The organism is Streptomyces sp. NPDC127084, assembly GCF_042724175.1.
Taxonomy (GTDB): Bacteria; Actinomycetota; Actinomycetes; order Streptomycetales; family Streptomycetaceae; genus Streptomyces.
On record NZ_JBHXFA010000093.1, the window covers coordinates 1 to 23,917 of the forward strand.

20 protein-coding genes and 1 pseudogene are annotated in these 23,917 nt (G+C 70.2%); 14 read left to right on the forward strand and 7 right to left on the reverse strand.

Going from position 1 to position 23,917, the window contains the following annotated elements; translation table 11 throughout:
- The first annotated feature begins 150 nt into the window (after positions 1 to 150).
- Positions 151 to 1,131, forward strand: coding sequence for a peptidase (locus ACFWI9_RS21330; RefSeq protein WP_387164193.1), 981 nt, complete (start codon positions 151 to 153; stop codon positions 1,129 to 1,131).
- Positions 1,132 to 1,199: 68 nt separating this feature from the next.
- Here the strand turns inward: ACFWI9_RS21330 and ACFWI9_RS21335 are convergent, their stop codons facing one another.
- Positions 1,200 to 1,709 carry a DUF6790 family protein gene (locus tag ACFWI9_RS21335; protein WP_387164194.1) on the reverse strand — a complete coding sequence of 170 codons (510 nt, stop codon included), beginning with the start codon at positions 1,707 to 1,709 and terminating at the stop codon, positions 1,200 to 1,202.
- A 235-nt stretch (positions 1,710 to 1,944) separates the two neighbouring features.
- Between ACFWI9_RS21335 and ACFWI9_RS21340 the strand changes: the two genes are divergently transcribed.
- From ACFWI9_RS21340 to ACFWI9_RS21350, 3 genes are all read left to right on the forward strand, one after another.
- Positions 1,945 to 3,915: a potassium transporter Kup gene (locus ACFWI9_RS21340; RefSeq protein ID WP_387164195.1), complete on the forward strand. Its 1,971-nt coding sequence runs from the start codon at positions 1,945 to 1,947 to the stop codon at positions 3,913 to 3,915.
- A gap of 184 nt (positions 3,916 to 4,099) precedes the next feature.
- Positions 4,100 to 5,185, forward strand: a complete 1,086-nt coding sequence (locus ACFWI9_RS21345; protein WP_387164196.1) for a selina-4(15),7(11)-diene synthase — start codon at positions 4,100 to 4,102, stop codon at positions 5,183 to 5,185.
- A 267-nt stretch (positions 5,186 to 5,452) separates the two neighbouring features.
- Positions 5,453 to 5,683: a response regulator transcription factor gene (locus ACFWI9_RS21350; protein ID WP_387164197.1), complete on the forward strand. Its 231-nt coding sequence runs from the start codon at positions 5,453 to 5,455 to the stop codon at positions 5,681 to 5,683.
- Between the two features lie 25 nt (positions 5,684 to 5,708).
- On the opposite strand, the gene ACFWI9_RS21355 is transcribed toward ACFWI9_RS21350, so the two are convergent.
- Complete coding sequence (locus tag ACFWI9_RS21355; protein WP_387164199.1) at positions 5,709 to 6,329, reverse strand: L-threonylcarbamoyladenylate synthase; 621 nt, start codon at positions 6,327 to 6,329, stop codon at positions 5,709 to 5,711.
- Positions 6,330 to 6,574: 245 nt separating this feature from the next.
- Positions 6,575 to 8,221 carry an FAD-binding oxidoreductase gene (locus tag ACFWI9_RS21360; protein WP_387164201.1) on the reverse strand — a complete coding sequence of 549 codons (1,647 nt, stop codon included), beginning with the start codon at positions 8,219 to 8,221 and terminating at the stop codon, positions 6,575 to 6,577.
- A gap of 60 nt (positions 8,222 to 8,281) precedes the next feature.
- Between ACFWI9_RS21360 and ACFWI9_RS21365 the strand changes: the two genes are divergently transcribed.
- From ACFWI9_RS21365 to ACFWI9_RS21390, 6 genes are all read left to right on the forward strand, one after another.
- Positions 8,282 to 8,905, forward strand: a complete 624-nt coding sequence (locus ACFWI9_RS21365; RefSeq protein ID WP_387164203.1) for a TetR/AcrR family transcriptional regulator — start codon at positions 8,282 to 8,284, stop codon at positions 8,903 to 8,905.
- A gap of 222 nt (positions 8,906 to 9,127) precedes the next feature.
- A complete protein-coding gene (locus ACFWI9_RS21370; protein WP_387164205.1) occupies positions 9,128 to 10,588 on the forward strand; it encodes a S1 family peptidase in 1,461 nt (486 codons plus the stop codon).
- A 173-nt stretch (positions 10,589 to 10,761) separates the two neighbouring features.
- Entirely contained in the window at positions 10,762 to 11,967 is a 1,206-nt protein-coding gene (locus ACFWI9_RS21375) for an MFS transporter (RefSeq protein ID WP_387164206.1), read from the forward strand.
- Between the two features lie 46 nt (positions 11,968 to 12,013).
- Positions 12,014 to 12,511, forward strand: coding sequence for a hypothetical protein (locus ACFWI9_RS21380; RefSeq protein WP_387164207.1), 498 nt, complete (start codon positions 12,014 to 12,016; stop codon positions 12,509 to 12,511).
- On the forward strand, positions 12,444 to 13,796 hold the full coding sequence (locus ACFWI9_RS21385) for a protein kinase (protein ID WP_387164209.1): 1,353 nt from the start codon (positions 12,444 to 12,446) through the stop codon (positions 13,794 to 13,796). Before ACFWI9_RS21380 ends, ACFWI9_RS21385 begins: the two co-directional genes overlap by 68 nt.
- A 121-nt stretch (positions 13,797 to 13,917) precedes the next feature.
- Positions 13,918 to 15,396 carry a glutamate-cysteine ligase family protein gene (locus ACFWI9_RS21390; RefSeq protein ID WP_387164211.1) on the forward strand — a complete coding sequence of 493 codons (1,479 nt, stop codon included), beginning with the start codon at positions 13,918 to 13,920 and terminating at the stop codon, positions 15,394 to 15,396.
- Between the two features lie 178 nt (positions 15,397 to 15,574).
- On the opposite strand, the gene ACFWI9_RS21395 is transcribed toward ACFWI9_RS21390, so the two are convergent.
- A complete protein-coding gene (locus ACFWI9_RS21395) occupies positions 15,575 to 15,712 on the reverse strand; it encodes a hypothetical protein (RefSeq protein ID WP_387164213.1) in 138 nt (45 codons plus the stop codon).
- A 343-nt stretch (positions 15,713 to 16,055) separates the two neighbouring features.
- Between ACFWI9_RS21395 and ACFWI9_RS21400 the strand changes: the two genes are divergently transcribed.
- Positions 16,056 to 16,406 (forward strand): hypothetical protein, encoded by a 351-nt coding sequence (locus ACFWI9_RS21400; protein WP_387164215.1) that lies wholly within the window; start codon positions 16,056 to 16,058, stop codon positions 16,404 to 16,406.
- 469 nt (positions 16,407 to 16,875) lie between these two features.
- Here ACFWI9_RS21400 and ACFWI9_RS21405 read toward each other — a convergent pair.
- Positions 16,876 to 17,028, reverse strand: a pseudogene (locus ACFWI9_RS21405) (glutathione-dependent formaldehyde dehydrogenase); the annotation flags it as partial.
- Between the two features lie 128 nt (positions 17,029 to 17,156).
- Entirely contained in the window at positions 17,157 to 17,324 is a 168-nt protein-coding gene (locus ACFWI9_RS21410) for a hypothetical protein (RefSeq protein WP_387164216.1), read from the reverse strand.
- Positions 17,325 to 17,507: 183 nt separating this feature from the next.
- Between ACFWI9_RS21410 and ACFWI9_RS21415 the strand changes: the two genes are divergently transcribed.
- Both ACFWI9_RS21415 and ACFWI9_RS21420 read left to right on the forward strand, forming a co-directional pair.
- Positions 17,508 to 18,881 carry a cytochrome P450 gene (locus ACFWI9_RS21415; RefSeq protein ID WP_387164218.1) on the forward strand — a complete coding sequence of 458 codons (1,374 nt, stop codon included), beginning with the start codon at positions 17,508 to 17,510 and terminating at the stop codon, positions 18,879 to 18,881.
- A 173-nt stretch (positions 18,882 to 19,054) separates the two neighbouring features.
- Positions 19,055 to 20,461 carry a PP2C family protein-serine/threonine phosphatase gene (locus ACFWI9_RS21420; RefSeq protein ID WP_387164220.1) on the forward strand — a complete coding sequence of 469 codons (1,407 nt, stop codon included), beginning with the start codon at positions 19,055 to 19,057 and terminating at the stop codon, positions 20,459 to 20,461.
- A 507-nt stretch (positions 20,462 to 20,968) separates the two neighbouring features.
- Here the strand turns inward: ACFWI9_RS21420 and ACFWI9_RS21425 are convergent.
- Positions 20,969 to 22,471, reverse strand: a complete 1,503-nt coding sequence (locus ACFWI9_RS21425; protein WP_387164222.1) for a hypothetical protein — start codon at positions 22,469 to 22,471, stop codon at positions 20,969 to 20,971.
- A 231-nt stretch (positions 22,472 to 22,702) separates the two neighbouring features.
- Here ACFWI9_RS21425 and ACFWI9_RS21430 point away from each other — a divergent pair, with 231 nt between their 5' ends.
- Positions 22,703 to 23,824, forward strand: coding sequence for an aminoglycoside phosphotransferase family protein (locus tag ACFWI9_RS21430; RefSeq protein WP_387164223.1), 1,122 nt, complete (start codon positions 22,703 to 22,705; stop codon positions 23,822 to 23,824).
- The last annotated feature ends 93 nt before the right edge of the window (positions 23,825 to 23,917 follow it).

The following is a 23,917-nucleotide window of genomic DNA, read 5'->3' on the forward strand; positions in this document are numbered from 1 at the left end:
ACGGCTATCTGCGGGAGCAGGTCGAGTCGGTGACGGCACGGGTGCTCTCCCAGCTCACCGCTGACATCGCACCGGCCGTGGGGGGCGCCCCCACCCCCACCCGCGCACCCCGGCCCCCGCCGCGCCCCCCCCCCGCCGGCTTCTCTGGGTGTGCTGACCGCTGCCTCCGTCATGGCCACGCCTGTGGCCGACCCGGAGCCGGGTCTGATCGGTGTGCGCCTTGTCGACGCGCCGGTGGCCCGGCGCGACGACCCGCGCGCTCGCAGGTACATCGTCGACCATCTCAGGCCGGGCACCACCATCAAGCGAAGGATCGAGGTCTACAACAAGTCGGCCGAATCCCGCCGTCTCGACCTCTACCCCGCCTCCGCGGCCATTCACAAGAACGCGTTCACGTTCGGTCCGAAGCGCACCGCCAACGAACTGTCGGGGTGGATCAAGGTCGAACCGAGTGCGGTCGATCTGAAGCCCCGGACCAGAGGCCAGGTCATGCTGACCCTCACGGTTCCCAGGACCGCATTGGACGGCGAGCGATACGCGGTCGTCTGGGCCGAAGCCCAGGCTCCCCCGGACGCCACGCACAACGTCGGCAGCGTCCACCGCGTCGGAGTGCGCGTCTATCTCGACGTGGGTCCTGGTGGAGAGCCGCTGTCGGACTTCGTCATCGAGAAGTTGAGGGGTTTCCGGGACAAGCAGGGCCGTCCGAGCGTGACCGCCGTCGTGCGCAACCTCGGCCGACGTGCCGTGGACCTGAGCGGTGAGCTCACCCTCGCCGACGGCCCCGGCGGCGTCACCGCAGGGCCGTTCAAGGCTCCCCCAGGCACCACTCTGGGCTCATACGACTCGGGCGAGGTCGTCGTGCCACTCGACCGGCGCCTGCCCGACGGCCCGTGGAAGGCCACCCTGGTACTGCAGAGCGGTCCGGCCAAACGCTCGGCGACGGCGACGGTGTCGCTCTCTCCGTGGAAGGAACCCGCTTCGTACACACACCTGTACGTCATCGGGGCGGTGGCCGCTCTCATCGTGTGTGGGCTCATCGCGACGTGGGTGCTGATCCGTCGCAGAAGGCGCAACCGGGCGCAGCCGTCCGATGGACTGCATGACGAACTGCATGACGAGCTGACAAGCTGACCGCGATTCGGGAGATCTCGTGTACCCCGGGTCCGCGTGCCGTACGGCCCGGGTCTCCGCTTTCGCCATCACGGGATCCGGCCCTGGGTCGCCGTGTCCCGCCCGCCACCCTGGCGGCGGTAGGCGATGAGCAGCAGCACGGCGACCAGGGGCTGAAGGATGTCGGTGTAGATCGGTTGCACGTTCTGCGGGGCTCTGTTGCCGTGGGCGACAAGCTGCATGATGTGGCCGACGGCGTCCCCCCAGTACAGGATCGCCAGCGCGATGACCGCAGCCGTCATGAAGGAGTCGCGGCGCCAGATGGACAGGAAGCCGACGGCGCCGACCGCGATGTCGGCCCAGCCGACCTCCCACTGGAAGGCGCTGTGGACGAAGCCGATGCCGTCGGCGATCTCAGGAGCGTTGGGGCCGATATGCCCCAGGCCGGTGAGTACGGACAGCAGGCCACTGGCACCCACGAACCAGAGCAGCCAGATCTCGGTGACACGAAAGCGCGTCCGCCGATTGGGTTTCCGGTCGGCGAACGTATGGAGCAACGGGCACGCAAGAAGCACCACAACATAGACAACTAGGAACATAAGACGAGCATAGGCACGCCGCCTCACCGGGGGATCTTCAACGGCAGCAAGGCTGCGCCGAACGGGCGTCCAGCCACCAACGGCCTAGCGGGACGGCGGGAACCCTGGCGCATCACGCCGAATCCCGGCAGGTCCGCGGGTGGTTCGCCGGGTCGTCAGGCGGTCGGCCGGTATCGTCCGGCGCGACGGGCCGGGCAACCTGCCCGCACTTGCGCCTGCGCTGAGGAGAGCGGCCATGAGCGATCGCCGGCACCAGACCGGTCCGGATGGCGGACCGGCACCGCAGCCGCCGGGGGTCCGTGGCCAAGGAGCGCGTGACACGGTGCGCCTCGCGCTGGTGGTCGGCGCGCTCGGCGTGGTGTTCGGCGATATCGGGACCAGCCCGATCTACACCCTCCAGACCGTCTTCAACCCGAGTGACCCGCACCCTGTCCCGGTGAGCACGGAGAACGTGTACGGGGTCGTCTCACTCGTCTTCTGGGCGGTGGTGATCATCGTGATGATCACCTATGTGCTGCTCGCGATGCGCGCCGACAACGACGGCGAGGGCGGGATCATGGCGCTGATCACCCTGCTGCGGCGGTGGAACGCGCAGCGGGGGCGGCGGTCCGCCGCCGTGCTGGCGGCCCTGGGCATCTTCGGCGCCTCATTGTTCTTCGGCGACAGCATGATCACGCCGGCGATCTCGGTGCTGTCCGCGGTCGAAGGACTCAAGGTGGTTCAGCCGTCGCTGGAAGAGCTGGTCGTGCCGATCACCGCCGTGATCATCGTGGCGCTGTTCCTTGTGCAGCGCAGGGGAACGGCCGCGGTCGGCCGGGTGTTCGGGCCGGTGATGATCGTCTGGTTCCTGGCCATCGGGGCGTGCGGGGCGGCCGGAATCGCCGATCACCCGGAGATCCTCAAGGCGCTGTCCCCCAGCTATGCACTGGGCTTCCTGGCCGGCCATTTCGGCATCGCCTTCTTCGCCCTCGCGGGGGTCGTGCTCGCCGTCACCGGCGCGGAGGCGCTGTACGCCGACATGGGGCACTTCGGGCGCAGGCCGATCACCCGTGGCTGGCTGATCCTGGTATTTCCCGCGTGCATGCTCAGCTACCTCGGCCAGGGTGCGCTGATCCTGGCCGATCCGCGCAACGTCAGCAGCCCGTTCTTTCTGCTGGTACCCGACTGGGGACGGCTGCCGATGGTGCTGCTGGCCACGGCGGCGACCGTGATCGCCTCGCAGGCGGTCATCACCGGCGCGTACTCGGTCACCTCGCAGGCGGCGCAGCTCGGCTATCTGCCCAGGCTGCGGATCGCGCACACCTCGGAGTCGGCCATCGGCCAGATCTATGTGCCATGGATCAACTGGCTGCTTATGGCCTCGGTACTCACTCTCGTCTTCGCGTTCCGCAGTTCGGCCGCGTTGGCCTACGCGTTCGGTATGGCCGTGGTCGGCACCATCACCATCACCACCATGCTCTACTTCTACGTCGCCCGCGCGAAGTGGGGCACATCGCTGTGGCTGATCGGCATCGGCGCGACGGCGCTGCTCGCCGTGGATCTGCTGTTCGTGGCCGCGAACCTGACCAAGCTGGTGCACGGGGCATGGATTCCGCTGCTGATCGGCCTTGTCGCGTTCACCGTGATGACCACTTGGCAGCGCGGCCGTGCGCTTGTCACCGAAGAACGCGCGCGCCGCGAGGGCTCGCTGCGCGAGTTCGTGGAGGACCTGCGCAGCGGGAAGGCATGGACGCTCCGCGTTCCCGGTACGTCCGTCTTCCTCAACCGCGGCAAGGAGACTGCGCCGCTCGCCCTGCGGGCCAACGTCGAGCACAATCACGTCCGCCATGCGCAGGTCGTGATCCTGGCGCTGGTCACCGAGCCGGTGCCCCGGGTCCCGGACGACCAGCGGATCGTGGTCGACGACCTGGGCTACGCGGACGACGGGATCATCCATGTCACCGCCCGCTTCGGATACATGGAGACCCCGGATGTGCCCGGTGCGTTGGCACTGCTCGAACCCGGCGTGACCGAGGGCCGGTTGGAGAACGGCCAGGCTTCGTACTTCCTGTCGAAGATCGAACTCCGGCGGGGGAAGGCACCGACGATGGCCCCCTGGCGGAAACGGCTGTTCATCGCCACCTCCTACATCGCGGCGGACGCCGCCGAGTACTTCGGCCTGCCCCGCGACCAGACGGTCAACATGGGTTCGCATATCGAGGTCTGATCGCGGGAGCGGCCGAAGCCCGGTTCCCTTGAGTAACACCAGACACCCCGCGGGGCTGGAGTGCCGACTTCCGGTCAATTACGATGCCGCGTAGTTGATCACTCAGCGTGGGGTTCCGGCCATGGTCCGTATACGCCCGCGGCAGGCGCTCGCCGGCGCCGACGAACCGAAGGGGACTCGAGAAGTGAATCCTGCACTGGTGGTACCTCCGATCTATGCGCCGATCCCGCCCGCGATACACCCGGAGCACGCGGCGATCGACGCACGGACCGCGGCCTGGGCCGACTCCTTCGAGATCGGTTCCAAGGAGTGGCGCAGTCGCCTCGTCACCCAGGACATCGGTGTGTTTGCCGCGCGCATCCTCCCCGAAGGCGACGAGGAGGTCATCTCGATCCTCTCCGACTTCGTCATCTGGCTCTTCGGCGTCGACGACGGCTACTGCGAGGAAGGCGCTCTCGGCAGCAGGCCGGGCGAGCTTGCCGCGGCACTCCAGCGGCTGCTGCGTATCGCGCAGAATCCCGAGGCAGCGATACTCACGGACGACCCTCTCGCCGAGTCGCTGCGGGATCTGACGCTCCGGCTGTCACGCTGCGCGACCCCACTCCAGGTCGGACGATGGGTCGACACCCTCCGCGAGTACTTCTTCGCCGTGGTGTGGGAGGCGGAGAACCGTGTCGCGGGCAGGGTTCCCAACCTGAACGACTACACACTGATGCGCCTGTACGACGGCGCGACCTCGGTGGTGCCGCCGTTCCTGGAGATCGGCCACGGGTACGAACTCCAGCCGTACGAGCGGGACAGCAAGGCGGTGCGCGCGGCCGGTGAGCTGACCTCGTTCATCACCACGTGGGACAACGACATCTACTCCCACCACAAGGAGAGCCGCGGGACGCACTACTACCTCACCAACATCCGGGTGCTCCAGCACGAGTACGGCCTCACCAGGGACGAGGCGCTGACGAAGGCGATAGCCCAGCGCGACCGGGCGATGTGCCTCTTCATGAGCCTGCGGGCCAGGCTGGAGGACGAGGGCAGCCCCCAGGTGCGGCAGTATCTGCAGAGCCTCGCCGCCTTCATCCGGGCCACCCAGGACTGGAGCGTCAGTTCCCTGCGGTACACCACGCCCGACGACCCGGCAGCACTCTCCTCGACGTTCACCGACACGCCGACCGACGACAGTCCCGACCCGCTGGACATTCCGTCCATCTCCTGGTGGTGGGAACAGGTCCCCGCGCCCCGCACCCGGACCGCGGCCCTGCGGCTCGTCTGAACGGAGCCGCGGCCACGGCCCCTCCCTCCGGCGTGACGACTCGGTAACCCGGAGTCCATACTCGTGACCTGCGACTTTCACCGTGAGTGCCGATACGGCTACATCATGACCCACCCTGGTGACACATCTGTGACAGTCGGCGGACCTCGCCATGACGTGCCAAATACACCCTTAAAAGGGACATAAGGAATAAGCCGACCAGTGATCTCCTGCTTCCGAGGGTGCGAGCAGCGAAGACCGGTCGGCGACGACATCCGAGGACGCGCCATGGACCACACCCTCGCCATTCCGGACACAGCGGACCCCACCCCCGCCCTGGCTCCGCGCGAGCAGGAGACCCTGCGGCATATCGCCGCGGGACGCACCTACCTCCAGACGGCGCGCCACATGGGGTTGTCCGCTCACACGGTGGACGCCTATCTCCGCCGTATCCGCGCCAAGCTCAACATCAGCACCACCGCGGAACTCACCCGCCTGGCCGTCTCACTCGGCCTGTGAGTCCCGGGGCGAGGGGGCCGGCGGGTCACTCGAAACGCGCGGTGTCGCCTGCTCCCTCGCGTACGATCTCGGGCTCACCGCTGGAGTAGTCGATGACTGTGGTCGGTTCCGTGCCGCAGTCACCCGAGTCGAGCACGGCATCCACCACATGGTCGAGCCGCTCTTTGATCTCCCACCCCTGAGTCAGCGGCTCGCCTTCGCCCGGCAGGAGCAGGGTGCTGGACAGCAACGGCTCGCCGAGCTCGGCGAGCAGGGTCTGGGTGACCACATGGTCCGGGATCCGCACGCCGACCGTCTTCTTCCTGGGGTGCAGCAACTGGCGCGGCACCTCCTTCGTCGCCGGGAGGATGAAGGTGTAGCTGCCGGGGGTCGCCGCCTTGACCGCGCGGAACACGTCGTTGTCGAGCCTTACGAACTGGCCGAGCTGCGCGAAGTTCTGACAGACCAGGGTGAAGTGGTGACGGTCGTCCAGAGCGCGGATGGACCTGATCCGGGCGAGGCCGTCCCGGTCCCCCACGCGGCACCCCAACGCGAAGCAGGAGTCCGTCGGATACGCGACCAGCGCGCCGGAGCGGATCATATCCGCCACGCTGGTGATGGTGCGCCGTTGCGGGTTCTCGGGGTGCACGTCGAAGTACTTGGCCATCCACGGAGCCTACGTGATCCGGTCGCGTCCCTCGGCTCCGGAGCGCGGAACAGCACGCGGAGTGCGGGGCCGGAACACCCCGTACGGGCTGCGGTTTCCAGTCGCCGGGGGTGGGCGTACGCCTCCGTCGGGCATCCTCCGGAATGCCGCCCAGGGAACGTCCCCCGGGGCCAGGTCGACGCGGTGCCGGTGCCGGCCGGGACGCAGCCGTCCGCCATGGCGCCGCCTCCCGGCGGGACCGCGGGTCAGGCGTCGGCACCGGTGTCGATGAGCACCCCGGGATTGAGGATGCCCGCAGGGTCCAGGGCCTGCTTCGTGGCGCGCAGGGCCAGGGCGAACGGCTCCGGACGCTGCCGGTCGTAACCGGGCCGGTGGTCGCGGCCGACAGCGTGGTGATGGGTGACGGTGGCGCCGAGGTCCCCCAGTATCTCCATGGACTCGTTCTTGATCTCGTCCCACATCTCGACCTCCGCACCGCGCCGTCCCGGCGCGATGACGGTGAAGTAGGGCGCGGGGCCGTCGGGATAGAGGTGCGTAAAGCGGCAGTTGACGATCGCCTCCGCACCGGTCAGCCGGCGTGCGACCGCGCCCAGCCGCCCGCGTACCGCCTCGTACAGCTCCCCGGCGCGGTCCCAGGTGCAGGCCGTTTCGAAGGTCTCGCTGATGACGCTCATCCGAGCGAGTCCGTCCCGGAGGTACGGCATACGCAGGAACGCCGAGCGCCAGGCGTCGGCGGCCGTGTCGGTACCGGCGCCGGCCTCCGCATCGCCGCCCGCTGCCGCCGGGGACGAAGACGATACCGAGGGTGTACCGCCGTGGTCGCGGGCCAGCGTGACCAGTTCGGCAAGCCGTTCACCGACGGGGGCGTACGCTGACTCCACACCCAGCACGAGCACGCTCTCGCCGCCTTGCGCGACCCCGGCGAGAGCGGCCTCGCCCGGGTCGAGAAGCCGGCAGTTGGCGGGATTGAGGCCCGACTGGGCGATGGCGCGTACGGCGTCGATCGCCGCGGGGAACGAGTCGAACAGCACGCTGGCCGAGGCCTTGTAGCACGGCCGGTCCTGGAGTCGCAGCCAAGCCTCGGAGATCACTCCGAGGGTCCCCTCGGAACCGAGGAACAGCCGGTCCGGTGAGGGACCGGCTCCGGACCCGGGCACCCTCAGCGACTCGCTGACTCCCACGGGGGTCACCACGCGCAGCGACTCCACCAGATCGTCGATATGGGTGTGGAGGGTGGCGTAGTGGCCTCCGGCGCGGGTGGCCAGCCAGCCGCCCAGGGTGGAGAACTCGAAGCTCTGCGGGAAGTGGCGCAGGGTGAGCCCGTGCGGTCGCAGTTGGGCCTCCAGGTGGGGGCCGAGGGCACCGGCCTGGATCCGCGCCGCCCGGCTGACATGGTCGATCTCCAGCACACGGTCGAGCCGGGACAGATCGAGGCTGACCACGCCGCGATGGCGGTCACCGCGGTACTCCACTCCCCCAGCCACGGAGCTTCCCGCCCCGTACGGCACCACGGCGACTCCGGCCCCGGCCGCCCAGTCGAGGATGTCGGCGATGTCCTGCTCGGTGCGTGGAAAGGCGACCTGGTCGGGCGCGGGTGTGAGGTCTCCGTGCAGGGCTCGGACGATATCGCGGTAGGCCTTGCCGTAGGTGTGGCCCGCCCGATCGGGCGGGCTGTCCGACAGGAGCGGCGCGAGTGGCGCGGGCGGCCGGACGCGTACCTTCGGCAGCTCGAGGGCGCGGAGGTCGGGTACCGGTAGGGGTTCGGTCGCCGCGCCCGGAACCAGCGCGCCGAGGGCGGCGCATTCGGCGTCGGGGAGCGCCTTTCCGATGGTGCCCCAGCCCCACCAGGAGCGGCTCTCCGGGGCGGGAGTCGCTTCGACACGTGCGATCATGGAATATGACCTCTCGGTAATTTACCGCTTGGTAAGTTACCTCAACGTATACTCATGTCCATGAGCACCGCAACGGGTCCGCGGCGCGGCGCGGGCACGAAAGGCGTGCCCCGCGCCCAGCGCGAGGAGCAGATCGTCGCCGCGGCCATGGAGGAGTTCGGACGCCATGGCCACGCCGGTGCGTCGATGGCCGACATCGCCCGTAGTGTGGGCGTCACGAAGCCGATGCTCTACAGCTACTTCGGATCCAAGGACGGACTCGCCACGGCCTGCGTGGACCGCATCGGCGGCCGTCTCGTCGAAGCCATCGCCGCGGCCATGTCGCCCTGGCCGGAGGACGACCAGCCGGCCCATGCCGTACTCACCGCGGTGTTCGAGACCCTCCGGGGCCAGCGACGCGCCTGGTTCGTGCTGTACGACCGCACACTGCCCCCGGACTCCGAGCCCTGGCACGCGGCCCGTCGGCACCGCGACACCATCGACGGCCTCGCGGCCTCGGGCACGGCGGCGCTGCTGCGCGGACACGGCAACGACGACGCGCTCGACGCCGATGCCCTCAAACATGTGTGGACGGGTGCGGTCAGCGCCCTCGTCGGCTGGTGGGTGTCCCATCCGGACGAATCCGCCCAGAACATGAGCGCGCGCTGCGCCCGGCTGCTGTCAGCCGTACGCAACGGCTCCTGAGCTTGCGGCACCTCTGAAGCCCGCTCCGGCACTTCCGGTGCCGCCCGTACTCCCGGCGAGCGCCATGTGCCGGATTCCCGGTGCCGCCGACCGCTGCGCACCGAAGAGCGTGTAGCCCGCAGTGAACAGTGCGGCGCGTGCGCGCGTATAGACAAGGGACCCCGCATTCCAGGGTCACGCACAGACGGTGACGTCGCGTCAGTAAGACCTTGGAGGCTGCGGATGAGGCACGCACGACGGACCCTCCAGCGGATCGTCCGGCTGGCGGCCGTCGGCGGGCTGGTGAGCGGCTCGCTGATGGTGTCCAACGCCGTGGCGAGCGAGCCCGCCGGTGGCGCGGCGACCGGATCCGGGACCGCTCGGGCCGCGGACCCCGGTGCGGAGCCCGCCGTACGCGCGATGACCCGGCTGGGCACGGCTCGCACCGCGGGCACCTGGGTGGGGTCGGCGGGTCGCCGGGTCGTGGCCGTGACCGACACCGGCGCGGCGGCTGAGGTGCGGCGCACCGGGGCGGAGGCGAAGGTCGTGCGGTACAGCATGGACCGGCTCACCGCGGCGACCGAGAGGTTGCGGTCTGCGCCCCGGGTGCCCGGCACCGCCTGGGCCGTCGACTACCGCACCAACGAGGTCGTGGTGCAGGCCGACAGCACGGTCTCGGCGGACGACTGGGAACGGATGTCCACGGTCGCCGAAGGGATCGGCGGGTTCGTCAAGATGCAGCGGTCGGCGGGTGCCTTCAGCACCCGGGTGAACGGTGCCGCTCCCATCTTCGCGAACACCAACCGCTGTTCGGCGGGGTTCAACGTGACCGACGGCCGGGAGTCGTACATCCTGACGGCCGGGCACTGCGGGCCGGTCGGCACCACGTGGTTCGGCGACCGCCGGGGCATCCAGGCGCTCGGCAGCACCACCGCCGCCAGCTTCCCCGGAGATGACTTCGCCCTGGTCCGGTACGGCAACGGGGCGCCGTCCGGGCGGCTCGACGTGGTGGAGATCGGCGGCGGCCAGGCAGTGCGGATCACGGGAGCCGCCGATCCCGTCGTCGGCCAGCAGGTCTTCCGCAGCGGTAGCACGACGGGGCTGCGCACAGGCCGGGTGACCGCGTTGAACGCGACGGTCAACTATCCCGAGGGAACGGTCACCGGGCTCATCCAGACCACGGTGTGCGCGGAACCCGGGGACAGCGGAGGACCGCTGCTGGCCCAGGGTCTGGCGCTGGGCGTGACATCGGGCGGCAACGGGGACTGCGTCGGCGGCGGGGTCACGTACTTCCAGCCGGTGACGGAGGCGTTGGCGACGCTGGGGGTGGACCTGGCGGGCCAGCCGGCCCCCGGCGATGGTTCCGGAGCCGGGACGGCCCCGGGCGCGGAGGCTCCGCGCGATCCGGGCAACCGGGAAAGCCCCGGCGACGCCGCCTCCCGGGCACCCGACGCCGTAGCCCCGGCGGTACCCGGACCACCCGCGGCCGGAGGAGCCGACGGAACAGGCAGCGGCGGGGCAGGCGGATACAGCGGGACGGGCATCGTCAGCGATCTCGCGTCCGGCCTCGGCCCGCTCGGCGCGGTCGGTCCCGGGCTCGCGGTGGTCATCGCGAGCCTGTTCCTGCTGGTCGCCAGCCGCTGGATCCAGTCCGCCCAGGGACGCCGGAACTACCGCGACTACTACTCGCAGACCTGGGCCTGACCCGGACTCCCCGAAGGGCCACGCGGCGCTCTGCGGCTGGTGTTCCGGTGGACTTCGCCGACCGGGCGGGGCGGCTGCCGGACTCGGGCCCGCGGCGGTGCCAGCCTTTCGTGTCATGCGGAGCGCTCCGCTGTCGGACTCGGGCCTGGGGTGTGGGTGTGATGTGCGTGGACATGCGCGGCGGTACCGGCGGTGTCCGGCGTCCGGGCTATCCGGCGGCGGCGGCGGTGTTCGCCGTGGGCATGGCCGGAACGACCCTGCCGACACCCCTGTACGGGCTCTACCAGGAGCAGATCGGTTTCTCCGAACTGATGGTGACCGTGGTTTTCGCGGTGTACGCCATCGCGGTGATCACCGCGCTCCTGGTCGCGGGCAACTACTCCGACGAGGTCGGACGCCGGCCGGTGATCCTCTGCGCCATGGTGCTTTCGGCCGCCAGTGCCGGGTGCTTCCTGCTGGAACACGGTCTGCCGCTGCTCTTCGCCGGACGGCTGCTGTCCGGGTTCGCGGCCGGCCTGCTGAGCGGCGCCGCCACCGCGGCGGTCATCGAACTGGCCGGTCCTGAGCGGCGGGCGCGGGCCGCCTTCGCCGCGACGGCGGCGAACATGGGCGGGCTGGGCTGCGGCCCACTGCTCTCCGGAGTGCTGGCCGAGTACACGCCCTGGCCGCTGGTGCTGCCGTTCCTGGTCCACCTCGGGCTGGTGGCGGTGGCCGGTGTGATCACCTGGCTCCTCCCGGAGACGGTCGAGCACACCAGGCGGTGGCCGCCGCTGAGGCCCCAGGGGATCAGGGTGCCGCCGGAGGTCACGGGGGTTTTCCCGCCCGCCGCCGCGGCGGCCTTCGCAGGATTCGCCCTTCTCGGGCTGTTCACAGCGGTGGCACCCTCGTTCGCCGCGCAGACACTGGGAGTGCGCAATCTGGCGGTCTCGGGCGCCGTGGTGTTCTCCGTGTTCCTCGCCTCGACGCTCGGGCAGGGCCTGACCGGGAAGTTCGGGGCGCGACGGGCACTTCCGGTGGGCTGCGGGGTGCTTATCGCCGGGCTGCTGCTCGTCGCCTCGTCCCTGATCGCCGCCTCGCTGCCACTGCTGGTCCTCGGCGCGCTGTGCGGCGGCACGGGGCAGGGGCTGGGCTTCCGCGGGGCGCTCACCCTGGTCGGCGGTGCGGCGCCGGCGGACCAGCGCGGCGGGACCATCTCGGCCTTCTTCGTCGTCGCCTACACGGGGATCTCCGTGCCCGTGGTGGGGGTGGGGGCCATGGCGATGTGGCTGGGACTGCGCGACGCGGGGCTGGTCTTCACGGGCTGCGTGGCAGTGCTGGCGGCCTGCGCCGGTGCCTACGCGCTGTGGCGCCCGCCGTCGGATGCCGAGCCGGTGCCGTGACCGGGGGACGAGGACGCGTATGACCCCCGTTTCCTGATAACTCCCCATGTACGCGCTCATCTACTGCACCATGACAGGCATCCGCGGTGTGCAGACACGGATGTGGGGGTGCGCGATGGAGCCGCTGAAGCCGCTGGAGGCGGGGGATCCACGGGAAGTGGGCCCGTATCGGCTCGTGGCACGGCTTGGGGCGGGCGGAATGGGACGGGTGTTCCTGGGGCGTTCGCGTGGTGGCCGGGCCGTGGCCGTCAAGGTGGTCCGTCCGGAGCTGGCGGAGGGTACGGAAGGGGCCGAGTTCCGGGAGCGGTTCGCCCGTGAGGTGGCGGCGGCGCGCCGGGTCAACGGTGTGTTTACGGCGGGGGTCGTGGACGCCGATCCGGATGCCCGTCCGCCGTGGCTGGCCACCGCGTATGTGCCGGGTGTGTCCCTGGACACGGCGGTGGCACTGTCGGGGGGCATGGCCGGAAGGGCCGCTGATGTCGCTTGCCGCAGGGCTGGCGGAGGCTCTGGAGGTGATCCATGCGGCCGGTGTGATCCACCGTGATCTGAAGCCGTCCAATGTGCTGTTGGCCCCGGACGGTCCGCGGGTGATCGACTTCGGTATCTCGATGGCGAGCGAGCTGAGCGCGATAACCCGTACCGGCGCCGTGATCGGCACCCCGGGGTTCATGTCTCCCGAGCAGTTGACGCGCGGCCGTACGGGGCCGGAGTGCGATGTGTTCGCGCTGGGCGCCGTGCTGGCCTTCGCGGCGTCGGGCACGGGCCCGTTCGGCACCGGCTCGGCCCAGAGCCTGATGTTCAGGATCGTCTACGAGGAGCCCGAGTTGGACGCCGTGCCCGCGAGGCTGCGCCCGCTGATGGCGCGCTGTCTGGCGAAGGATCCCCGGCAGCGACCGGCGGTCGCCGAAGTGCTGGCGGTGGTGGCCGGCGCGGCGGAAGCGGCGCGGACGACGGTGGTGTTCACGGATGCCGCATGGCTGCCGCCACCGGTCGCCCGGACCGTGCGCGAGTACGCCAGGACCGTCGCCGTGACGGTAGCGGCCGGGGCGCCGGACGGCGGTGCGGTGCGGCCGGAGGAAGCGTCGTCGGCCGGGTGGGCGACACCGGCACCTCCCACCGCACCGCCCGCCACAGCACCACCCGGTGGCGTGCCGACCCCTGTGCCCACTCCCATGCCCGCGTTCCCGCCGTCGTGGCCGGCTCCGGTCCCTCACCTGCCCACTCCGGTGCCTGTACCTGTTCCGGTGCCGCCGCCGGGCCGGCGGGGTCTTGGCCTCGTCGCGTCAGCGGTGGCGGTGGCGGTGGCGGTGATCGGAGTCATCGCCTGGCAGGCGGGAGCGCTCCCGGGCTCCGGACGATCGCCGTCGGGCCAGGGCGGCGGCTCGCCCTCTGTATCCGCGCCGGTCTCGCCTTCCTCGCCCCTGTCCGAGACCTCCGCGTACGTCCCCCCGCCTGCCCCCTCCCCCACCGATCCCACCGAGGACGGCGGGGCCGAAGTGGTGACCGGAAGGTGGCTCGGCAGCTACGTCTGCAATCAGGGCATCACGGGCCTGTCCCTGACCATCGAGGACGAGGGCGCCGGGACCGTGTCCGCGGTGTTCAGCTTCTTCCCCGACCCCTCCAATCCGCTTGTACCGCGCGGTTCGTTCGCCATGAGCGGGACATTCCTGGAGGGGGATCTCACGCTGCGCGCCACGCACTGGATCGAGCAGCCCCCGGGCTTCCTGACGGTCGACCTCGCGGCGGCGTACGACCCGGGTACGCCTGGGCATCTGGACGGCGTGGTGTACGGCGCGAACTGCCTCAGTTTCTCCGTGGCGCGGTCCTGACGCCGTCCGCGGGGCGGGCCGCGGCATGCCACCGTGCGGCAGCCTTCCGGCTGGTCAGTATGCGCGGGTGGTGGGACGCTGGAGACCTGGGGACCACGGCCGAGGAGACTCGGGAGGGCCGATGGGGCGCGATGTCCCGGCGCTGGTGTTCACCCGTGATGACCGCCGCCGGTACCGGAACAAGATGCAGCAGTGCCTCGACGCGTTCGCGCAGATGCTGCGGGATGAGCGCTTCGAGGCCGAGCGGCCCCAGGTGGGCCTGGAAATCGAGCTGAACCTCGTGGACGGGTCCGCCGAACCGACCATGCGGAACACCGACGTGCTGGAGGCCATCGCGGACTCCGCCTGGTCGAGCGAGCTGGGGCGGTTCAACCTGGAGATCAACATTCCTCCGCGTGAGCTGACCGCCGGCGGACCCGACGCCTGGGAGAAGGAGATCCGGGACGCCCTGAACCACGCCGAAGAACGTGCCGCGGCCGTCGGGGCACACCTGGTCATGGTGGGGATACTGCCCACGCTGCGCCAACGCGACGTGGGAGAAGCCGCTCTGTCGGAGAACCCGCGCTACCGCCTCCTCAACGAGCAGGTGTTCGCCGCCAGGGGTGAGGACCTGCGGATCTCGGTGGACGGGGTGGAGCGGCTGAGGACGTACGCGGACACCATTACACCGGAAGCCGCCTGCACCAGCACACAGTTCCATCTCCAGGTGGCGCCCGACGCGTTCGCGGGGTACTGGAACGCGGCACAGGCGATCGCGGGGGTCCAGGTGGCGTTGGCGGCGAACTCGCCGTTCCTGTTCGGCAAGGAGCTCTGGCGCGAGACCCGCATCCCGCTGTTCGAGCAGGCCACCGACACCCGTCCGCAGGAGATCAAGGTCCAGGGGGTACGTCCGAGAGTGTGGTTCGGGGAGCGGTGGATCACCAGCGTCTTCGACCTCTTCGAGGAGAACGTGCGCTACTTCCCGGCCCTGCTGCCGCTGTGCGAGGACGAGGAGCCGCTGGAGACCCTGGACCAGGGGGACATCCCGGAGCTGGGCGAGCTCACTCTGCACAACGGGACGATCTACCGCTGGAACCGTCCGGTGTACGCCGTCACCCGCGGCCGTCCCCATCTGCGGGTGGAGAACCGGGTTCTCCCGGCCGGGCCCACGGTGGCCGACGTGCTGGCGAACGGGGCGTTCTACTACGGTCTGACGCGCGCGCTGGTCGAGGAGGACCGGCCGGTGTGGTCGCGTATGTCGTTCTCGGTGGCCGAGGACAATCTGCACGAGGCGGCACGGCACGGGATCGACGCGCGCCTGTACTGGCCCGGTGTGGGCGAGGTGCCGGTGGCGGAGCTGGTACTGCGGCGGCTGCTGCCGATGGCGCACCTGGGTCTGGAGCTGTCCGGCATGGACGCGGCATGGCGGGAGCCGCTGCTCGGGATCATCGAGCAGCGGTGTGTGAACGTCCGCAACGGCGCCGTGTGGCAGGCCGAGATGTACCACCGCATCGCCGGGGCCAGCCATGTCGACGACCATGAGGCGCTCCGGCTGATGACACGGCAGTACATCGACTACATGCATCTCAATGCTCCGGCGCACACCTGGCCGGTGGACTGAATCGCCGCCGTCCCGTGCGGTGCCGCGCGTCGACCCGGACGGTCTCCATCGTGGGGTCGGCGGCGTCGGGGATGGGCCCCGCAGACCCCGCGTGGGTTCCGAATCCGTGGTGGTCGTATCGCACCGGTGTGTGGAACGTCGCCTGAGCGGGACGGCAGCACGAAGCCCGGCAACCGGCTTACCGCACAGACGCCTTGAGCTGCATCCAGGCCGTGTAGGGGTAGGAATCCGGCGCCCCGTACGACCGCTGCCCCAGTGGCCTCGACGCGATGCCCGTGCCACGGAACCACCACAGTGCGCCTGCCTTGTCACGCACGAGAAGCGAACCTTTGCCGATGTCCGAGCCGTCGCCCGGTGCGTTGATGGCGGAGTACGTTCGCCCACGCGCGTCTTCACCGTCGCGCCGGCAGCCGCCAGGTCCGCCACCTGGCCCGTCTCGAAAGCGACGATCACCGAGTTGTCGGTCGTCGCCTCGAGGTGTTCTGCGTCCGCTGCTCGTCTCGCTGCCGGAGCCGTGATGGGGATCCTGCCGACCGCGAGAGCAGGCCCGTGAGGTATCTTGAACATGTTCATTTAGACGCGTTCCGGGGAGGTCCACGGTGGCCGGCAGTCAGAGGGTTGCGGCTCTGCAGTGGAAATGGGCCGTGGCAGGAGCAGTGGTGGCGGCAGTGACCGCGGGCGCTCTCGGGACCTGGCTCGCACTCGAACTGGAGACCGGGTCCGGACGTGAACTGGTCGGGGTGTATGCGGCGACCGGGGTCACAGCCGTCATCCCGCTCATGATGCGCAACCGACCGAAGGCATGCGCCCGGGCCTGCTACGTCGTAGGAGCGGGACTGCTGGCATGGTCTGTGCTCTTGGCCATGTTCCTTATGCTCTGGTTCCTCCCGGCGGCTCTCTTCCTGCTCGTCGCCGCTTTCGTGGACGCCGGCAACCGCCCCGGCACTCGGTTCGCGGTACTCACGCCCCTCACCGTCATTGCGGCGATCACGGCCATGACGTATCTCTAAGCTCCTGCCTTCCAAGCGAGGCTGACCAGTCACGTCCGACAAGGGCCTCGGGTCTCCATGGCTCGCACGCATATCCATGGCAGGGGCGCGGGCGGCGAACGGGCTTGGCGGGCGAGGTCGTCGACGTCGGCTGGGCTCCAGGACGTGGTCATCAGGACACCTCGGTGATCTCCTGGACGCGGTGCCGACAAGTACGGCGCAACGGCAGGGCATCGCGACGGTGGGCAGTACTGGCCGAGCGCCGCTGGGTCCCGCCTGGTCCGTACCACCCGCGCCTCACCCCCAAGGGGCTGCGACGCGGCGGCCGCGACCCGGCCTGACACTGGGAGGCCGGAGCGCTGTGGCGCACCCAGTCGGCCCTGCGGCAGTTTCGGACCATGCCCGCACCGTCTCGGGCATCTCGCACGGCGCCGCCCACGGCGACCTGACGCCGGCTGCGCGCCCCGCTGTGCTTCGCCAGGAGCCGGTTTCAGGGGGTGAACAGCACTTTCACGGCGCCGTCCCGCTTCTTCTGGAACATGTCGTAGGCCTCCGGTGCCTGGTCCAGAGGGAGCCGGTGGGTGGCGAAGCCCTCGACGCCCAGGGGATCTCCATCGGTGACCAGGGGAAGGAGGCCATCGACTGTACCGTGCAAGGTCAGGGCTTTCATCGCGACTCCTTCGCCGTCGCGTGCGTGCATGGGCATTACGTAGCGCCTGCCCTGTTTGCGGCGTGGAACACGTCAGGGTGGGCCGGGCGGTCCAGGGGAGCTCACCCGGGGAACAGCGTCGCCCCTGCCCACACCACCGCGAGCCAGCCACCGACGACCGCGAGGGCGATGAGCAGCGCGCCCACCACCGCGCCGAGAGGCAGCGGTTCGGGGGCGGCGGGGACCGGCGGTTGGACGGGACAGCACTTCGAGCAGTGCGGCTCACTCATGGAGCGAGGATGCCCATCCCGCCCGCGTACGGGTATGAGCGATCCGGACCATCCCGAAGGGTCCGACAAGGGCCTTGACATCCCGGCGCCCGGGATGATCGTGTACACGCCGCACACCTGCCAACGCCGAAAGTCCGCTTGACCGTTGGCCGCGTCGGGGAGCGGGAAGCCAGGAGGCATCGTATGTCCGCTGAAGCCGCCGGGCGGGAGACCGTCGGCACGCCGTCCGGCCTGCCCGTCGTCAGCGGTCCGCGTCGGCTGCCCTGGCTCGGCAACCTTCCGCAGTTCGCCCGCGATCCGCTGGGATTCTTCGTCCGGCTGCGCGCGTGCGGGGACCTGGTGGCATGGCGGCTGGGACCGCAACGCGCGCTGTTCGTCTCGCGTCCTGAGCACATCGGTGAGCTGCTGACCGGGATCGAGACCGTGTTCCGGCATCCCGAGCTGGGGTGGGCGTTCACGTTGGTGCTCGGGGACGGAGTGGTGACCTCGGAGGGCGCTGCCTGGCGCCGCAAGCGGGCGCTGGTCCAGCCCGCGGTGCGACCGCGCCAGGTCAGGATGTACGCGACGACCATGGCGGCGTGCGCCGCTGAGCTGGCGGACATCTGGCGGGCCGGACAGGTGATCGACGTGCGGCGGGAGATGCTGGCGCTCACCCAGCGCATCGCCGTGCGCACACTGTTCGGTGTGGACACGGCCGGGCGGGAGGGGGTGATCGGGGCGGCGATGGACGTGGCCCAGCGGGCGATCGGCGACGAGTTCCGCGGGGTCACCTTGTTCCTGCCCTCCTGGGTGCCCACGCCCGGCCGGCGGAGGCTGCGCAGGGCGGTGGGCGTGATCGACGCCGAGGTCGGACGGGTGACCGGGGAGCGGCGCCGGAACGGCGCGGACCGGGACGACCTGCTGAGCAGGCTGCTGGCCGCCCGGGACGAGCAGGGGCGGCCGCTGTCCGACAAAGAGGTGCGCGACGAGGCGGTGACGCTCTACATCGGCGGCCATGAGACCACGGGCACCACTCTCACCTGGGCCTGGTACCTGCTGGCGCGCAGTCCCGAGGCCCGTGCGCGGCTCGGGGAGGAACTGGAGCGGGTACTCGGCGGCCGCACACCCGAGTTCGACGATTTGCGGCTGCTTCCGTACACCGAGCAGGTGGTGAAGGAGACCCTGCGCCTGTATCCGCCGGTGTGGTTGATGACGGGTATCGCGAAGGAGGGCTCAACGCTCGGTGGACATCCCGTCCCGGAGGGCACGGTGGTGTGGTCGAGCCAGTGGAGCGCGCACCGCGACCCGAGGTGGTTCCCCGAGCCGGACGCGTTCCGCCCGGAGCGCTGGGACACGAGCGAGGAGCCGGCGGCTCCGGACCACGCCTGGTTCCCGTTCGGAGGGGGCGCACGGGCGTGCCTGGGGGCGCGATTCGCCATGGTGGAAGCGGTTCTGGTGCTGGCGACGCTGGCACAGCGCTTCCATGTGGACTCGGGTCGGGTCGAGGTGCCCGTCAAGCCCGGGTTGACGCTGCAACCCGGCGCGCCGATGAACGCGGTGCTCAGGGCCACGACCTGAAGCCGGAATGTCCGTGGGGGACCCGGAGCCCACCCGTCGCCGCCGACATATGCCGGAAGCACCACCGTATCGAGTGTTGCCAAATCCCTTACGCGCCCTTGCACTCTGTGCAACAGTCGTAACCGGTCCATCTCTTACGACTTGGCCGTGCGCGCCTGTAAACGGAGTACGACATGCCGTCCCATCTGTTCGCGGAACGTTCCGCCCAGCCACCAGGACGCGGCACAGTGGACGCGTTGATCTCGCAGACCCGCCGTCTGCGTGGTGACGTGGACGCGGTACGCAGGGACGCCATGGTGGACGATGACGACCCGCAGGGGCGCTGGCAGCGCGCACTGTGCGACCTGGCGGTCCATCATCTGGATGATCTGGGCACTCACTTGGGCCAGCTCAAGGAGGGTCTGCCGCCGTTCGAACAGCTCGCGGGAGCGCCCGATGAGGCCCCGCGGCCGGCGACCGGGTCCTTACTCAGCAGGGTCGGCACCGCGGAGTGGAACCTGTTGACGGACGAGGTCAGTTGGTCCGGGGAACTGCACCAGATCTTCGGCCGTCCGATCGAGAGCGGTCCGATGTCCCTGGACGAGCTGCCGTCCATGGTGTTCGCCGAGGATCAGGGCCTGCTGACGGCAATGGTGACGGACTGCCTGATCGACGGCAAGCCCATAGACGGCGAGTTCCGTATCGTCCGGTCCGACGGCAGGGTACGCACTCTGCACATGACTGGCGAGCCGGTGCTCGACGCGGACGGGTGCACGGCTTCGATGTGGGCGGTCTTACGGGACGTCAGCGAACTGCGCAGGTCCCAGCGAGCGGTGCGTGAGTCCCGTGACACGCTGGCACGGAAGCAGCACGTCGATCGCACCGAGCGGCGGATCGCCGCAGAGCTCCGGGAGGCCGTCCTGCCGTCCTGGCGCGGCAGCGGTGACAGGCCCGCGGTGGTTGATGTGGCGGGCAGTTGCCTCGCGGCGGAGGACAGCACGCTGATCGGCGCCAACTGGTTCGATGCTGTCCAGCTTGCGGACGGCGGCGTGGTGCTGAGCGTCGGCGACATCACGGGCCATGGCGTGACGACCACGTCCACGATGGCCATGCTGCTCGGGGCGCTGCGCGGTATGGCCATGGCCGGCGTCCGGCCCGGTGACCTGCTAGGGCATCTGAACCAACTGCTGGACTCGTCCGCCCAGCCGGCGCTGGGCAGCGCGCTGTGCTGCCACTTCGACCCCGTGACGAAGACGCTTCGGTGGGCCCAGGCCGGAAACCCCGTCCCGTTGCTGTTCCGGCACGGGACGGGGCGGGTACTGACGCCCCCGGCTGGAATGCTGCTCGGGGCCTCTCCGGGGACGGAATACGAGCAGACCGAACTGCTGCTGCTGGCCGATGATCTGCTGGTGCTCCACACGGACGGGCTAACCCGGGGCACTGACGCACGCGAAGGATCGAGGGTGGAGCGCTTCTTCTCGCTCGCCTCCCGCTTCACCGTGGCACGCGAGGCGCAGGACTGTGTACGGACGATGATCGAGGAGTTCGGTGAGGACAGGCCCGAAGGCGATGCCTGCGTGATGGCGGCCAGGATCCGCTAGGTCGTGTCTGACACCTGGCGCCGCCCGCCCGCGGGGCGGCGCCCGTGCCCATCTGGTCCATGGGGCCTTCCCAGGCCCGCAGGGACGAGAGGTGGAGCCTCCCCCGGGACCTCTGGACCCAGGACGGGGTCGTCCCCGCCATTCCGGCCGAGTGGTGAGTCTTCCCGAGCCTGCAGAGCCAAGGTATGGAGGCGTGCCCGGGACCTCTGGGCGGAGGCATGGAGCCTCCCCCAGGACCGGGGGGGACGCATCGCAGGTCCGTGGCCCCCTCCGCAGCCCGGCGATCCCCCCGTACCAGGCGTACTGGGACGAGCCGACCACGCAGCGTGGGGGCACCTCCCGGCGAAGCCAGGGGGAGCGCGTGCCCGGGCAACTCCAGGGTCCCCCAGTCGAGCAGGGGGAGCAGCTCCGAAGGGAGTCGCGAGCCTGGCGGGGATTTGTCAGACACTGCCGAGCCCGGCCGCCTCGCCCGGATGCCCGGTGACATGGACGGCGGCATGGTTCCGTTCAGACCGCCACCCCGCGGTTGCGCTTGGACGGGCTGTTGGGCAGTGCCAGCTCCAATTCCTCGCGGAGGTGCTGGATCTTCGAGTACTCCGAGTACTGCCCGGTGAGCCGGTACATCTCGCGTAGCCGGTCCCAGGTGCGGTGGGAGGAGGTCTCCCCCATCGAGACCAGGGCCAGTCGGGCGTACCGGTCCGCCTGCTCCGGGTCATCGGCGATGAAACAGGCCGAGGCGAGGGAGATGTAGTCGAAGAGCTTGGACCTCTGGCGGCCGCCTTCCCTCAGTTCCAGCGCCCGCTTGGCATGGCGCTGAGCGGTGACCGCGGCGGATGGGTCGTGCTCAGCGAGGGTGCGGTACGCGAGCGCCTGCATGCCGTGCAGGTCGGCCTCGTCGAAGAGCTGCATCCAACTGGGCGGAGGTACATCGCCCTTGTCGGCCACGAACAGCTCTTCAGCCTGGCCGAGTGTGCGTCGCATGGCCTGGCCTCGCCCCATGGACGCCTGCGCCCAGGCCTCGATGGTGAGCAGCATCGCGTGCGTACGCGGGAGGGTCTCCTCCCCGGAACCGGACTTGGCGAGCTTCATGAGGTCCAGGGCATCATCCGGACGGCCGAGGTGCACCATCTGCCGGGCGGCCCTGGAGAGCGCCTCTCCCGCGCGGGGGCGGTCACCGCCCTCGCGGGCCGCGTGGGCCGCGATGACGAAGTACTTCTGCGCCGTGGGTTCGAGCCCGACGTCATGCGACATCCAGCCGGCGAGTACGGCGAGATTGGCGGCGACGCCCCACAGACGCCGCTGGAGGTGGTCGGGGTGCCGGAAAGCGAGCATTCCGCCCACCTCGTTGAGCTGGCCCACGACGGCCTTGCGCTGGAGGCCACCGCCACGCGAGGCGTCCCAGGCCCGGAACACCTCGACGGAGTGCTCCAGCGCTTCGACCTCTTCCGACCCGATGGGGGCGGCTTCGTAGCGGTCGAACCCGGCAGGCTCGGCGAGCAGGGGCTGGGCGGCTGAGGCTGCCCCCGGAGAGGTACGGATGGTTGCGGGGTCCGTGTGCAGCCACTCGTACATGGCGCTGCTGAGTGCGGAGCCTGCGGCGAGCACGGCACCCGCGCCCACAAAGCCGCGTCGGTTGAGCATGAGGTCCATTCCCGTGAATTCGGTGAGGACCGCCGCCGTACGGTCGGGTGCCCAGGGCAGGCCGTCAGGGTTCTGCGTGGTGCTGACGTCCCGCCGTCGTCCGGTGCGCTTCTGCCGTACGAGACCGAGGTCCTCGATGGTCACGACACGGCCGAGTCGTTCGGTGAACAGAGCCGCCAGCACCCGCGGCACGGGATCGCGCGGGGTCTCCCCCATGTCGATCCAGCGCCTTACCCGCGAGGTGTCGGTCGCCAGCTGCGGATGGCCCATGGCCGCCGCCTGCCGGTTCACGAGCCGTGCGAGTTCGCCCTTGGACCAGCCGGCCAGGCCGAACAGGTCGGAAAGACGGGTGTTGGGTTCTCCGGTCACGTCAAGCCCCCAGGTTCTCGGCTGAGTTGACAGTAACCGCCTGTCAGAGGGGTGGCGACTATTCGCCAGGGTTCGCCAGGGTTCGCCAGATGGTGTGCCACCCGCGACCCGGTGTCAGGTAGGAACGCGCCACCCCGCCCCGGGGCCCACCGCATTCCCCAGGGTGCCGAAGGCTTCCGGGGCGGGGCCGCGCACGCGACTTGTCGGCACACGAAGGGATCTGTCTCACCCATGTACACAGCATCGTCCTCCGTGTCCGCCCCGCCCCGGCCGCAGACGGTCGTCCCGGCCGGCGGCAGGACGTTTCTCGACCCCTCCTCCGCGGCCGTACGGACCCGGCGATGGCCGGCGACCGCGGGCCAACCGCTGAGCGGGAGAATCGACTTGTCCGGTCCCCAGGGCGCGCAGCTGCGCATGGCGATCGCTTCGGTGCACCGGATCTGCCCGGAGTTCAACCCGGTCCAGGTACTGCGCAGGAGCGGACGCTCGGTCCTCCTGGTCGGCAGCACCGGGCGGGCGACCGCCGTCGCCAAGTGCTTACTGGACCAGTCGCAGGTGTGGATGGAACGGTTCCGGCATGAAATAGCGGCATACCGTGCGTTCGTCCGGCACCGCCCTCCGGTGCGCGCGCCCCGGCTGATCGCCGCGGATCCGGACAACTGCACGCTGGTGATCGAACGTATGGCGGGCCGCCCCGCCGCCCTCGTCCGGCATCCGTCCGATGCCCCGCCGCGAGCGGATGTACGGGCGGCGCTCGGCGCGATCGCGCGGCTCAACGCCTGGCGGCCACCGGCCGGTATGTTCGACGCTCCGCTTGACTATGCCGCCCGGATCGCCCGCTATCACGAGCTCGGTCTGTTCACCGACCGCGATCTGGGCGATCTGCAGAAGCTACTGCACGGGGTCGCCCATGCCGGCGGGCGTTATGGCGTGGGGCAGTTCTGCCACGGCGACGCGCTGCTGTCGAACATCCTCCTGTCGCCGACCGGCCCCGTGCTGGTCGACTGGGAGCATGCGGGTTGGTACCTGCCCGGGTACGACCTGGCGACGCTCTGGACGGTCATGGGTGACGCGCCCCTGGCGCGGCGGCAGATCAGTCAGCTCGCCCAGCAGGCGGGAACCGCGGCACGGGATGCCTTCCTGGTCAATCTGATGCTGGTGCTGACCAGGGAGATCCGAACCTACGAGACGGCCGTGCAGCGGACGATGCGAGAGTCGGACCCGTCAAGAACCGCACCGCAGCACCCTGGCGGGATGTCCATCGGAGAGGAGCAGCGGCTGCTGTTGCGGCGGCTGCACGACGACTGCGCGCTGGCACGGCGGGCCGTGCGCGCTGCGGTCGGCACACGCTGACCGTCAACAAGGGGGGATGAGTGCTGTGGGGGGGGGGGGCGGGCCCGCCGCGCGCGCGCGCCGAGTGGGGGGGGGGGGGGGTGTGGGGGCGGG